Genomic DNA, 12835 nt, shown 5'->3' with positions numbered 1-12835 from the left:
CCCTTCCGAGGGGTCTGACGATGAGCGGCGAGATGATCGCGATTCTGGGCGCCCAGCTGCTGTTGCTGCTGGGCGTCATTCTGTTGTGGCTGAAGAAACCCGCGCCCGATGCCGGCGCCCAGGCCGCGCAGGAGCGGCTGGCCGCCGCCCTGGGCGCCATGCCCGCCGAACTGCGCGCCGAGCTGGCCCAGCGCCTGCCCGAACTCTCCCGCGAGATCAGTGCCTTCGCCGTGGAGCAGGCCAAGCTGCTCTCGGCGCAGGAGAAATCCCTGCTGCAATCCCTGGCCACCGCGCGCGAACAGGCCGCCGAGCAGGCCGCAAACCTACGCCGCGACCAGGCCACCAACACCGCCGAGGCCAAGCAGGCGCTGGAAGCCGTGCGCACCACGCTCGCCGAGGGCGTGGGCAAGCAGGCCGCCGCCCTGGCCGAGGAAATGACCCGCACCCGGGACCTGATGGACGCCCGCCTGAAGGAGCTGCGCGAGGGCAATGAGAGCAAGCTCGCGGAAATCCAGAAAAGCGTGAACGAGCAGCTGCAAAGCGCGGTCGAGAAGCAGATGAACGAGAGCTTCAACCGCGTGATCGACCAGTTCACCGCCGTGCAGAAGGCGATGGGCGACGTGCAGGCCGTCACCGCCCAGATCGGCGACATCAAGCGCCTGTTCGGCAATGTGAAGACACGCGGGGGCTGGGGCGAGGCCCAGGTGAAGGCCCTGCTGGAGGATATCCTGCCCCCTGGCGCCTTCGAGACGAATGCCAAGGTGCGGGAAGGCAGCGCCGACGCGGTGGAATTCGCGATCATCATGCCCTCCGGCCAGGATGGCAAAGTGCTGCTCCCGGTGGATGCGAAATTCCCGGTCGAGGATTACGAGCGCCTGCTGGCGGCCTGGGAGGCGGCGGACCCGGTCGCCGAGGCCGCGGCCCGGCGCGGCCTGGAAAACCGGGTGCGCGGCGAGGCGCAGAAGATCTCCAGCAAATATATCTGCCCGCCCGCCACCACGGATTTCGCGGTGCTCTATCTACCTACAGAGAGCCTCTACGCCGAGGTCGCGCGCATCCCCGGTCTGATCGACAATGTGGGGCGCGAGCAGCGGGTGCTGATCCTGGGCCCCAGCCTGCTGCCGGCCATGCTGCGCACCATTCAGCTCGGCTATGTGAACCTGGCGCTGTCCAAGAACGCGGAGGGCGTGAAGGACCTGCTCGCCGCCACCAAGAACGAAATGCAGAAAATGGACGAGGTGCTGACCAGCCTGGGCAAGCAGGTGGGCACCGTTTCCAACACCATCGGCCGGGCGCAGACGCGCACCCGCGCCATCGCCCGCAAGCTGCGCGGCGTCGAATCGATGCCTGATGAAACGGCTCGCGCCCTTTTGGCCGTGGATGACGACCCCCAGGACGACGAGGACGACGCATGAGCCAGTTGCAATCGGCCCTCGGGCTGCTCGGGCTGTGCCTGCTGGCCTGGGCCTCGGGCGGGTTCCGGCGCGGCGTGCGGTGGCAGGTGCTGGTGGCCGGCATTGGCGGGCAGGTGATCCTGGGGATCCTGATCCTGTATGTGCCGCCTGTTCGGGCGGTATTCTCCACGATCGGCGATGGCGTTTCCGCCCTGGCGCGCGCCACGCAGGCCGGCACGTCGCTCGTGTTCGGCTATCTGGGGGGGGCGCCGCTGCCCTTTCAGGAAACCGCGCCCGGGGCCAGCTTCGTGCTGTTCTTCCAGGCCCTGCCTCTGGTGCTGCTGGTCGGTGCGCTGTCCGCGCTGCTGTACCATTGGCGGGTGCTGCCCTTCATCGTGGGGCTGATGGCGCACGGCCTGCGGCGCAGCTTCGGGCTAGGCGGCGCGGCGGGGTTTTCGGTCGCCGCCAACGTCTTCGTCGGTATGGTCGAGGCCCCCTTGCTCATCCGCGCCTGGCTCGGGCGGCTGACCCTGTCGGAGCTGTTCGTGGTGATGGTGGCGGGGCTGGCCACCATCTCCGGCAACATGCTGGTGGTCTATGCCACCATGATCTCCGCGGTCGTGCCTGATGCGGCGGGGCAGTTGCTGGCGGCGTCGATCATCGCGGCCCCGGCCTCCGTCATGGCGGCCCTGCTGATGCGCCCCGCGACCGAAGCCCCCACGGATGGCGAAGGCCAGATGGCGCTTCCGCTCTACACCTCCAGTATGGAGGCGCTGGTGCAGGGCACGCAGGACGGCCTGCAACTGCTGCTGGGGATCATGGCCTCCCTCATCGTGTTCGTGGCCCTGGTGGCCTTGGTGAACATGGCACTGGAGCCCCTGCTGGGCATCACCCTGCAGGGTATCGCCGCCTGGGCATTCCGGCCGCTGGCGCTGCTAATGGGCGTGCCCTGGGCGGAAAGCGGCATCGTCGCGGCCTCGCTGGGCGTGAAGACGGTGATCAATGAGTTCGTCTCCTATCTCAACCTGGCGCAGTCGGGGGGCGCTGGGCTGTCGGAGCGGTCGCGGCTGATCCTGACCTATGCGCTGTGCGGCTTCACCAATATCGGCTCGCTGGGGATCATGCTGGGGGGCATGAACGCGATGTGCCCGGAGCGCCGGCCGGATATTCTACGCCTGGGCTGGCCCAGCCTGTGGGCCGCCACCCTGGCCTGCTGCATGACGGGTGCTACGGTAGGTCTTCTGACCCCAGGCTGAGCGGAATCGTCCATGTCCCATCTCATTCATCGCAACCTGAAAGCCGCCCCACCCGTGGCCGTGCATGGTCAGGGCATCTGGCTGACGGCGGCGGATGGGCACAAGGTGATGGATGCCTCGGGCGGGGCGGCTGTGGCCTGCCTCGGCCATGGCCATCCGCGCGTGCTGGACGCCATGCGCGCGCAGATGGAGAAATTCACCTACGCCCACACCGCGCTGTTCGGCTGCGAAAGCGCCGAGGCCCTGGCCGACATCCTGGTCGGCCACAAGCCGGGCGGATTGGCCTATGCCTATTTCGTGTCCTCCGGCAGCGAGGGGATGGAGGCCGCGATCAAGCTGGCGCGCCAGCATTTCCTGGAAAAGGGCGAACCGCAGCGCACCCGCTATATCGCGCGCCGGCAGAGCTATCACGGCAACACGCTGGGTGCCCTTTCGGCCGGCGGCAATGCGATGCGCCGGGCACCCTACGCGCCCCTGCTGACCGATGCCTTCAGCCATGTCTCGGCCTGCTATGCCTATCGTGGGCGCGAGGCCGGCGAGAGCGATGCCGACTATGTGGCCCGTCTGGCCGCCGAGCTGGAGGCGGAGTTCCAGCGCCTCGGGCCGCAGAATGTCGTGGCCTTCTGCGCCGAGACCGTGGTGGGTGCCACGCTCGGCTGTGTCGCCGCCCTGCCCGGCTATTTCCGGGCGATGCGCGAGGTTTGCGACCGGCATGGCGCGCTGCTGATCCTGGATGAAGTGATGTCCGGCATGGGCCGCACCGGCACGCTGCACGCCTGGGAGCAGGAGGGGGTGACCCCGGATATCCAGGTGATCGCCAAGGGACTCGGCGGCGGCTACCAGCCCATCGGCGGCATCCTGGCGACGGAGGCCGTGATCGCGCCGATCCGCGATGGCTCCGGCAGCTTCATGCACGGCCACACCTATCAGTCCCACCCCGTGGCCTGCGCGGCGGCGCTGGCGGTGCAGCAGGTGATCCGGGACGAGAAGCTGATCGACAATGCCCAGGCCATGGGCCGGCTGCTGGAACAGCGCCTGACCGAGCGCCTGGGCAACCACCGCCATGTGGGCGAGATCCGCGGCCGCGGCCTGTTCTGGGCCATCGAGCTGGTGGCCGATCGCGCCACCAAGGCCGTGTTCGACCCGGCGCGGAAGCTGCATGCCAGGGTGGGTGCCGAGGCCTATCGGCGCGGCCTCGGCTGCTATCCCATGGGTGGCACCATCGACGGGCGCCAGGGCGATCATGTGCTGCTCGCCCCGCCCTATAACGTGACGGCCGAGGAGATCGGCATGATCGTGGAACGCTTCGGCGATGCCGTGGAGGCCGCCCTGGCCTGACGCACATGGGGCATGTGCATCTGCCCCTTGACGGAAGCGGGCTGCCATGCGCGCAACACGCGCATGAGCGAGCCCCTGCCCGACTTCCTGCGAACCGACCGCCCGCCGGTGCCCGACCTGGTGGAGGTCACGGCGGTACAACCCTTCCATCTGGACCAGAAGCCCGTACGCGGCCGCCTGGTGCGCCTGGGCGCGCTGGCCGACGCGCTGCTGTCCCGCCACGATCACCCGGAGGCCGTGGGCCGCATGCTGGGTGAGGCGCTGGCCCTGACCGCCGGCCTCGCCGCCGCGCTGAAGTACAAGGGCAGTTTCTCCATCCAGGCCAAGGGCGACGGCGTGGTGCCGATGCTGGTGGCCGATTGCACCGATGATGGCCAGCTGCGCGGCTATGCCCGCGCGACGCCGGAGAAGCTGTCGGAACTGCTTTCCGTGGAACCTAGCCCCGGCGCCGGCGCCCTGCTGGGCAGCGGATACATCGCCTTCACCTGCGACCAGGGGGCGGACATGGAACGCTACCAGGGCATCGTGGCGCTGGAGGGCGGCACGCTGGCGGAAATGACCCACGCCTATTTCGCCGCCAGCGAGCAGTTGCGCGCCTTCGTCCGCCTGGCCTGCGCCCGCACGCCCCATGGTTGGCGCGCCACCGCCTTCATCATGGAACGCGTGGCGGCTGGCGGCGGCATCGATGAGTTGTCGGACGAAGAAGCCGACGATGCCTGGACCACCGCCGTCAGCCTCGCCTCCACCCTGACGGAGGAGGAAATGCTCGATGATGACCTGCCCTCGGAGGAGCTGCTGTACCGCCTGTTCCATGAGGAAGGGCTGATGCTGAACCGGGCCCGGGCGCTGTCCTATGGCTGCCGGTGCTCTCGCGCACGGCTGTCGGGCGTGCTGGCGGGCTTCCCGGACGATGACCTGGACCACATGGCAGAGGAAGGCGTGATCACCATGACCTGCGAGTTCTGCAACCATGATTTCCGCTTCAACCGGGCCGAGGTGAAGCGCTGATGGGCCGTCTGTTGCCGGCCCTGGCAGGCGTCGCCGGCCTGCTGGCGGTGGCCGTGGCCGCCGTGGGCGCCCACGCCGCCCCCGGCGAGGCGGAGCGCCGGATGCTGGAAAGCGTCGCCGCCCTGGCGGGCTGGCATGCCCCCGCCCTGCTGGCCCTGGGCCTTTGGGCCGAGCGCAAGCCGATGCTGGGCGCCGCCGGGCTGCTGCTGGCCGCGGGGCTGGTTCTATTCTGCGGTGCCGTGCTGTACCGGGTGTTCGCGGGTGCCTCACTGGGCCCGGTGGCGCCGCTGGGCGGCACGGCCATGATGCTGGGCTGGGTCTGGGTGAGTGTCGCCGCCCTGCGGCGCTGAGCCACCCGCCCGCATGCATTTACGCCTTTGTCGTGTTACCATGCACACAGGCGGCCGGTTCCGGCCTCGTTCTTTCAGTCTTTTGCCCAGGCCGCACCCATGCCCCGCCCTCCCGGCTCTCCTCCCCGTACCAAGAAGCCCTCTGCCCATCGCGGGCGCCCTGCTTTTCCGACCGGCGAGGAAGGCCCCCGCGCGCCGCGCGCCCCCAGCATGCCGGCCTTTCACCGCCAACGTCGCGCGCCGCAGCGCCCGGTGCATGAGGTAGCGCCCGAGCCGGCCCCCATTCCGCCTGAAAACCCCTGGCCCTTCGAGGAAGCCCCCGCCACCGCCTGGGTCGCGGCCCCTGGTTTCGAAGCACAGTTGCTGGAGGAATTGCGGCTGAAGGGGATTCATCACCTGGTGCCGCACGGGCGGCTGGTGCTGTCCTCGGAACCCGCGCAGCCTGCGGCCTGGGCCTTGGCGGTGTGGGATGCCCCTTTGCTGCTGCCCGCGCCTTCGGTGAAGGCCGCGGCGGATGGCTTGCGCGCGATCCAGCGCAACTGGGCCCTGTTGCCGGCCTTCCACCACCGCCGCGCCGCGCTGATCGCCGATCGCCTGCCGCCGGTGAAGGCCGCCCCCCTGGCCTTTCCGGAAGCCCCGCCTGCCAGCCATCTGGGCGGCTGGACGCTGCTATCGCCCGATCTCATCCTGGCCTCGCCCACCACCACCAGCCCCTTCCCGAACGGCGAACCGCGCTTCGTCGAGGACAAGGAGGGCCCGCCTTCCCGTGCCTATCTGAAGCTGTGGGAAGGCCTGACCCGGATCGGCGAGCACCCCGAGCCAGGCCAGCGCTGCATGGATCTCGGCGCCTCGCCCGGCGGCTGGACCTGGGCGATCGCCAAGCTGGGCGCCGAGGTCGAAGCCGTGGACAAGGCCCCGCTGGATGCGAATGTGGCCGCCATGCCCGGCGTCTCCTGGCGGCAGGACAGCGCCTTCGCCCTGGACCCGGAGAAGGAAGAGCCCGTCGATTGGCTGTTCAGCGACGTGATCTGCTATCCGGCCCGGCTGCTGCGGCTGGTGGAGCGCTGGATCGCCGCCGGCAAGGCCCGGCGCATCTTCTGCTCCATCAAGTTCCAGGGCGGGACGGACCATGAGATCGCGGCCAGCTTCGCCGCTATTCCCCATGCCCGGGTGTTCCACAGCGCCCACAACAAGCATGAACTGACCTTCGCCTGGTTGCCGCCGGCGCATTCGTAGGGCTACAGCACGTAATATGTCCGTTCGTATCGCCCCCAGCCTGCTCGCCGCCGATTTCACCCGCCTGGGTGAGGAATTGCGCGCCATCGAGGCCGCAGGTGCCGACTGGCTGCACCTGGACATCATGGACGGGCATTTCGTGCCCAACATCAGCTATGGCCCCGCGCTGGTGAAGGCGCTGCGCCCGCTCTCGGCCATGCCGTTCGACGTGCATCTGATGATCGCGCCGGTCGATCCCTATCTGGAAGCCTTCGCCGATGCCGGGGCGGACGTGATCTCGCTGCATGTCGAAGCGGGGCCGCATCTGCACCGTTCCCTGCAGGCAATCAGGAAGCTGGGGAAGAAGGCCGGGGTGGTTCTGTGCCCCGCCACCCCCGCCAGTTCCATCGAGCATGTGATGGATCTGGTGGACCTGGTGCTGGTGATGACGGTCAATCCCGGCTTCGGCGGGCAATCCTTCATTCAGAGCCAGTTGCCGAAAATCGCCAGCATCCGCAGGATGATCGCAGCCTCCGGCAGGGATATCGCGTTGGAGGTGGATGGCGGTGTGACCGCGACCACGGCACCCTTGTGCCTGGAAGCCGGCGCAGATGTGCTGGTGGCCGGAACGGCCGTGTTTGGTGCCAAGGATTACGCCGCGGCGATCACCGCGCTGAGGGGGGGAGGGAACGCCTGACATGCCGGATCTGGTCCGCAACGCACGGCGTTGGCTCGCGGGGCTGAAGCCGCTGCGAGTGCCCGAGGCACCCGCCCGCCCCTTCAAGGATCTCTGGCCCGGAGAAGCCGCGCGCGGCGCGCGCCTCGTGCAGGGCGAATTCGAAATCGCTGGCTCCGCCTTCACCCTGCTGCCGGCAGTGGACGAACAGCCTTCCATCGGCTGGGCACCCGCTGACGGGCCGCTGTTGTGGCGCGCTGCGGCACATGGCTTCGCCTGGCTGCGGGATCTGCGGGCGCTCGGCACGGATGCCGCCCGCGTCCGCGCCAGGGATCTGGCCTATGACTGGCTGGCCAATGGATCGAGCCAGGATCTGGCGCAGGCGCCGGAAGTGGCCGGGGCGCGGATCTCGGCCTGGCTCGGCCATTGGGATTTCATGGCGGCCACCGCCGATGACGGCTTCCGCCGCGCCCTGATGCAGCGCCTGGCGCAGGATGCCCGGGCCATACTGGCCGGGCTGCCGGCCGAGGCGGCGCATCGCGGCGCGCTCGTCACGCTCAAGGCCGCCATGGCAGCCGCCGTGGCGCTGGAGGAGGAAGGCTGGCTCGGCCGCGCCCTGCGGCTGCTGCCCAGCGAGCTGGAGCGGCAATTCTACCCTGATGGCGGCCATGTGGAGCGCAGCCCCGGCCAGCATCTGGCCGCGGTGCAGGATGTCATCGAGATCCGGAACCTGCTGCATGGCGCGGGGGTGAATGCCCCGGCGCAGCTGGCCCTGGTGCTGGAACGCGCCTGCCAGGCGCTGCGCTTCTTCCGGCATCAGGATGGCGGGCTGGCCCTGTTCAACGGCACGCGTGAGGAAGCGGCGACGCTGGTGGACCTGGTGCTGCACCATGGCCAGGCGCGGGGCCGCGCGCCCATGCTGCTGGCCGATACCGGCTTTCATCGCATGCAGGGCAGCCGCACGCTGGTGATCGTGGATTGCGGGGCCCCACCCCCGGGCCGCGCCCCGGATGTGGCGACCGGCCTGCCGCGCGGCACGGACCGCTTCGCCCATGCCGGCACCTCCTCGTTCGAAATGTCCGTCGGCCGGGACCGGCTGATCGTGAACTGCGGCGCCCTGCCGCTGACCGATGGCAGTTGGCGGGATGCCCTGCGCTCCACCGCCGCCCATTCCACGCTGGTGCTGGCCGACACTTCCTCCGCCGAGCTGCGGGAGGACGGCATGGCCCGCCGCCCCGAGCGCGTGGAAGTGGACCGCCAGGAGCACGACCACGCCCATTGGCTGGACATCGCCCATGACGGCTACCGCAAGCCTTATGGCGCCATCCACCGCCGCAAGCTCTATCTGGCCGAGGGCGGGGACGACCTGCACGGCGAGGATTCCATCGAACTCCCAGGCGGGGGCACCGAGACCCTGGCCTGGGCCGTGCGCTTTCACCTGCATCCTGGCGTTACCGCCAGCATGTCGGGCGACGGCAGCCATGTGCTGATGCGCCTGCCCTCCGGCCATGGCTGGCGGCTGGTGGCCGGCGGCGCCCGCGTAGCGCTGGAGGAAAGCGTCTATATGGCCGCCGAGCCGCGCCGCACCCAGCAGATCGTGCTGCACGCCGAACCGGGCACCGAGGCGGTGGGCTGGGAGATCAACCGCATCGTGGCCCAGCCGGAAGGCTGACGCCCAGGCGATGAGGCATGATGCCATCGAGCATCTGGTCGGCATGCTGGCGAAGCTGCCGGGGCTCGGCCGGCGCAGCGCGCGCCGCGCCGTGCTGCGCATGCTGCAAGATCCAGCCGCGCGCATGCTGCCCCTGGCCGACGCGCTCACGGCCGCTGCCGCCGCCGTGAAGCCCTGCCGGGTGTGCGGCAATCTGGACAGCACCGATCCCTGCCGCATCTGCTCAGACCCGGCGCGGGACCAGGATGCGATCTGCGTGGTGGAGGGCGTCGCAGAGCTCTGGGCGCTGGAGCGCGCCCACGCCCATCACGGCCTGTATCATGTGCTGGGTGGGCTGCTCTCGGCGCTGGGCGGCACCGGCCCGGGTGATCTGTCCATCCAGCCCCTGCTGGCACGCATCGCGGAAGGCAGGACGCGGGAAGTGATCCTGGCCCTGCCGGCCACAGTGGATGGCGCCGCCACCGCGCATGTGCTGGCGGAACGCCTGGCCCCTACCGGCGTGCAGATCACGCGGCTGGCGCAGGGCGTGCCCATCGGCGGCGCGCTGGATGTGCTGGATGACGGCACGCTGGCGGCGGCGCTGAAATCCCGCAGGGCCGTATAAGTTACATTCCATTACGTAGGGCGGTGGGGATGTTACGCTCAGGCCGCACCTGATAAGCTAGTGATAGTCATTCGCAATATCAGGCGGACTATGTCCAGACCCTTGTTCCTGCGCCTGCATCGCTGGGTGGCACTCACCTTCTCCCTCCCTCTGCTGCTGGTGATCGGCACAGGCCTGTTCCTGTCCCTGGAACCCGCCCTGAAGGCGACCACAGCCCCCGGCACCATCACGCTGGAGCGGCTGAACGCCGTGCTGGATGCAGCGGGGCCCGAGGCCGCCCGCGGCCCCATCTTCATCCAGGGCTATGACGGCACAGTGGCACTCGGCCGCAGGGGCAGCATGACCACCTACAGCCTGGCCACCGCCGCCCCGACCGCACCTGGCGTGCTGGCCGGCGCCTTCGGCACCACGCGCCGCCTGCATGAGACCCTGTTGCTGGACCTGGGCTGGCTGGTCACGGCGAGCACCATCGCCATGGTCGCACTAGCACCGCTGGGAATGTTGCTGGGTTGGCCGAGGCTGCGGAATACGCTGTCCGGCTGGCACAAGGTGACAGGCTGGGTGCTGCTGCCGCTGGTCGTGGGCAGCCCGCTGACGGGCCTGGCCCTAGCTTTCGGCATCAGCTTCACGCCCCCCCCGCCGCGCGCCCAGGGCAACCCGCTGCCCGTCACCATCACGCTGCAGCAGGTGGCCGCCCTGCACGACATGAACGGGCTGGATTTTGTCCGCCCCATCGGGGGTGGGAGGCTGGTGCGGGTGCTGGACGATAGCGGGACCGCCGTCATCTATCGCGCCGAGGCGGAGGGCCTGCGCCGCATGCCGACCGCCTGGCCGCGCGTGCTGCATGAAGGCAATTGGGGCGGGCTGACCGGTAGCGTCCTGAACATCATCGCCTCCGTGGCGATGATGGGGCTGCTGGTGACGGGCGCCATTCTCTGGGCCCGGCGGGAACTGACGAAGCGCCGCAACCGGGCCGCGCGCAGGGTGCGCTCCAGCCCAGCCTGAAGGGCTTCAGACCTTGCTGAAGCCGGGGGCGCCTCTCAGCGCCTCCGTCGTATCGAAATCCCGCAAGACACCGTCATTGGGCATTTCGACTTCCACAACGCGGTCCGCATGCAGGCCCACCAGATGCCGGGCGCCGACATCGCCGGTCACCTCCATGATGGCGGGGATGAATTCCTTGCTCCACAGCATGGGGTTACCCTGCTTGCCCCGATAGGTGGGCTGCACGATGGCACGCCCTTCCTCCGGGTCGAAGGCTGAGAGCAGGCGATCCATCATGGTGCCGCTCACCAGCGGCATATCGCCCAGGCAGACCAGCACGCCATCGGCATTCGGCGGCACCGCGGCCAGCCCGGTCTTCAGGCTGGCGGAGAGCCCCTGCGCATAATCCTCGGCATGGGCGAAGATCACCGGGCGGCCAGCGAGGGCTTCCTCCACCCGGTCGCGTTCATGCCCTGTCACCACGATCACAGGCCGCGCCCGGCTGGCCAGCGCGTGGTCCACCACCCGCGTCACCATGGCGATGCCCTTGTCGTCCGCGACCAGCAGCTTGTTCAGCGGGGCCATGCGGCGGGAACGTCCGGCCGCCAGCACCAAGGCCGCCACTTGCCGCGCCTTGCGGGGCGCGTGCGGGGAGGGCGGGGTGTTCGGCGCCTTGTCGCGCGGCAGCGGGCGTTCGCTGATTTCCTTCAACAAGCCACCCACGCCCATGCCCATCACGTCGCGGGCCGTGACCTCCAGCCCGGCGAACAGGCGGTGCAGCAGTAGGTCCAGACCATTCAGCTTGGGGCTTTTGGCACAACCGGGCAGCACGATCGCCGGCGCATCGCCGATCGCACCCAGGCACAGCAGATTGCCGGGGTCCACCGGCATGCCGAAATGGATCAGCCGCCCGCCGGCACGCTGGATGGCCGCAGGCGCCACGTCGCGCCGATCCACCACCGCGGAGGCCCCGGCGATCAGGAACATCTCGGCCCCCTGCTTGCGCAGCCGGACCAGGGCATCGGCGATGGCGGGTGTCTCGTGCTTCACCCGCTCCACCGGCAGCATGGTGCCGTTCAGGGCTTCGACGCGGGCGCGGGTGACCTCGACCGCGCCCTCCATGGCGCTTTCCTTCTGGCCGGGCAACTCGCTCATCACCAGCCCCACCTTCAGCGGGCGCAGCGGCGCGATGCTGAACACCGGGCGCGGTACCGCCTTGAGCATCGCCTCCGCCACATGCAGCACGGGCCCCGGAACAGCGAAAGGGATCACCTTGATGGTCGCCAGCATTTCCCGCGCCGTCACCAGGCTGTGGTTCGGCAGGGTGGCGATGGTCAGGCTTTCGTCCAGCGCGTTCAGGCGCTCGATCGCCTGAGTGTCCAGCACCAGCAGCCCTGGGGCATCGGCCAACAGGTTCACCCGCCCGGTCGCGGCGCGGGACTTCACGATCAGCGGGGCCATCAGGGCCTCCGCGATGCGCTGGGCGGCCTCGTCCTCCGGCACATCGCCCGCTTCCATCACGGCGGCGACCACTTCCCGCAGATTGGCGGCGCGCAGGGCCTCGATATCGTCCTCCTGCAGCACCGTGCCCTTCTTCAGCACGCGGCCGGGCACACGCAGCGTGTGCGCCAGCACGGCACCCTTGGCGTCCTCCAGCGGGGTGGGGCCGAAACGCATCAGCGCACAGCCAGGCGGGATCCGCGGCGCACCGCCACGATCTCCGCCATGATCGACAACGCGATTTCGGGCGCCGTCACGGCGCGGATATCCAGCCCGACCGGGGCATGAATGCGGGCGATGGCATCGTCGCCATGGCCCAGCTCCTTCAGCCGCGCCACACGCTTGGCATGGGTGCGGGTGCTGCCCAGCGCGCCGATATAGAAGGCCTGGCTACGCAGCGCGGCATCCAGAGCCGGATCGTCGATCTTGGGATCATGCGTGAGGGTCACGATGGCGGTGCGGGTGTCGGGCTTCAGGCCTTCCATCGCTTCATCCGGCCAGTCATGGCTGATGGCCACACCGGGCAGGCGTTCCTCCGTCGCGAAGGCGCGGCGCGGATCGATGACGGTCACGGCATAACCCAGAGCAGCGGCCATCGGCAGCATGGCTTGGCCGGCATGCACCGCCCCCACGATGAACAGGCGCATCGGCGGGTTGTGGGGGTGGATGAACCAGCCCTCGTGGTTCGCGGCCTTGTCGGCCGCCAGGGCCGCGGCGGCGGCCTCCGCCAGGCCGGGCTCGGCCGCATCCTCAGGGAACAGGATCTGGGCGCCGTCGGACAGGCGCGTGCAAAGCGCCACCGGAACCTTGGCCGCAACGGCCGCCTGCAGACGCGAAA

General features: G+C 69.5%; 12 protein-coding genes. 10 read left to right on the top strand and 2 right to left on the bottom strand.

What is annotated here, in order from left to right; genetic code table 11:
* Nucleotides 1-32 precede the first annotated feature (32 nt).
* The 10 genes from GT007_RS04105 to GT007_RS04060 all read left to right on the top strand — a co-directional run bounded on the left by GT007_RS04105 (nucleotide 33) and on the right by GT007_RS04060 (nucleotide 10518).
* Complete coding sequence (locus GT007_RS04105; protein WP_236571493.1) at nucleotides 33-1415, top strand: DNA recombination protein RmuC; 1383 nt, start codon at nucleotides 33-35, stop codon at nucleotides 1413-1415.
* Nucleotides 1412-2650: a NupC/NupG family nucleoside CNT transporter gene (locus tag GT007_RS04100; RefSeq protein ID WP_160120282.1), complete on the top strand. Its 1239-nt coding sequence runs from the start codon at nucleotides 1412-1414 to the stop codon at nucleotides 2648-2650. Before GT007_RS04105 ends, GT007_RS04100 begins: the two co-directional genes overlap by 4 nt.
* 12 nt (nucleotides 2651-2662) lie before the next feature.
* Nucleotides 2663-3988, top strand: coding sequence for an aspartate aminotransferase family protein (locus GT007_RS04095; protein ID WP_160120281.1), 1326 nt, complete (start codon nucleotides 2663-2665; stop codon nucleotides 3986-3988).
* A gap of 63 nt (nucleotides 3989-4051) precedes the next feature.
* Nucleotides 4052-4996 (top strand): Hsp33 family molecular chaperone HslO, encoded by a 945-nt coding sequence (gene hslO / locus GT007_RS04090; protein WP_160120280.1) that lies wholly within the window; start codon nucleotides 4052-4054, stop codon nucleotides 4994-4996.
* A complete protein-coding gene (locus tag GT007_RS04085) occupies nucleotides 4996-5346 on the top strand; it encodes a DUF423 domain-containing protein (RefSeq protein ID WP_160120279.1) in 351 nt (116 codons plus the stop codon). The genes hslO and GT007_RS04085 overlap by 1 nt, the downstream gene beginning before the upstream one ends.
* A 210-nt stretch (nucleotides 5347-5556) precedes the next feature.
* On the top strand, nucleotides 5557-6582 hold the full coding sequence (locus GT007_RS04080) for an SAM-dependent methyltransferase (protein WP_160120278.1): 1026 nt from the start codon (nucleotides 5557-5559) through the stop codon (nucleotides 6580-6582).
* Nucleotides 6583-6598: 16 nt separating this feature from the next.
* Complete coding sequence (rpe, locus tag GT007_RS04075) at nucleotides 6599-7258, top strand: ribulose-phosphate 3-epimerase (RefSeq protein ID WP_160120277.1); 660 nt, start codon at nucleotides 6599-6601, stop codon at nucleotides 7256-7258.
* Between the two features lies 1 nt (nucleotide 7259).
* Entirely contained in the window at nucleotides 7260-8909 is a 1650-nt protein-coding gene (locus GT007_RS04070) for a heparinase II/III family protein (protein ID WP_160120276.1), read from the top strand.
* A gap of 10 nt (nucleotides 8910-8919) precedes the next feature.
* Complete coding sequence (gene recR, locus GT007_RS04065; protein ID WP_160120275.1) at nucleotides 8920-9513, top strand: recombination mediator RecR; 594 nt, start codon at nucleotides 8920-8922, stop codon at nucleotides 9511-9513.
* 90 nt (nucleotides 9514-9603) lie between these two features.
* On the top strand, nucleotides 9604-10518 hold the full coding sequence (locus tag GT007_RS04060; RefSeq protein ID WP_160120274.1) for a PepSY-associated TM helix domain-containing protein: 915 nt from the start codon (nucleotides 9604-9606) through the stop codon (nucleotides 10516-10518).
* A 6-nt stretch (nucleotides 10519-10524) separates the two neighbouring features.
* Here GT007_RS04060 and GT007_RS04055 read toward each other — a convergent pair whose 3' ends face one another.
* Nucleotides 10525-12174, bottom strand: a complete 1650-nt coding sequence (locus GT007_RS04055) for an NTP transferase domain-containing protein (RefSeq protein WP_160120273.1) — start codon at nucleotides 12172-12174, stop codon at nucleotides 10525-10527.
* A complete protein-coding gene (locus GT007_RS04050; RefSeq protein ID WP_236571492.1) occupies nucleotides 12174-12797 on the bottom strand; it encodes an XdhC family protein in 624 nt (207 codons plus the stop codon). Before GT007_RS04050 ends, GT007_RS04055 begins: the two co-directional genes overlap by 1 nt.
* Nucleotides 12798-12835 lie beyond the last annotated feature (38 nt).

Origin of the sequence: Rhodovarius lipocyclicus (genome assembly GCF_009900765.1) — a bacterium.
Classification (GTDB): Bacteria; Pseudomonadota; Alphaproteobacteria; order Acetobacterales; family Acetobacteraceae; genus Rhodovarius; species Rhodovarius lipocyclicus.
Note: the sequence above shows the minus strand (reverse complement) of the source record. Positions and strands in the feature narration are given on the sequence as shown.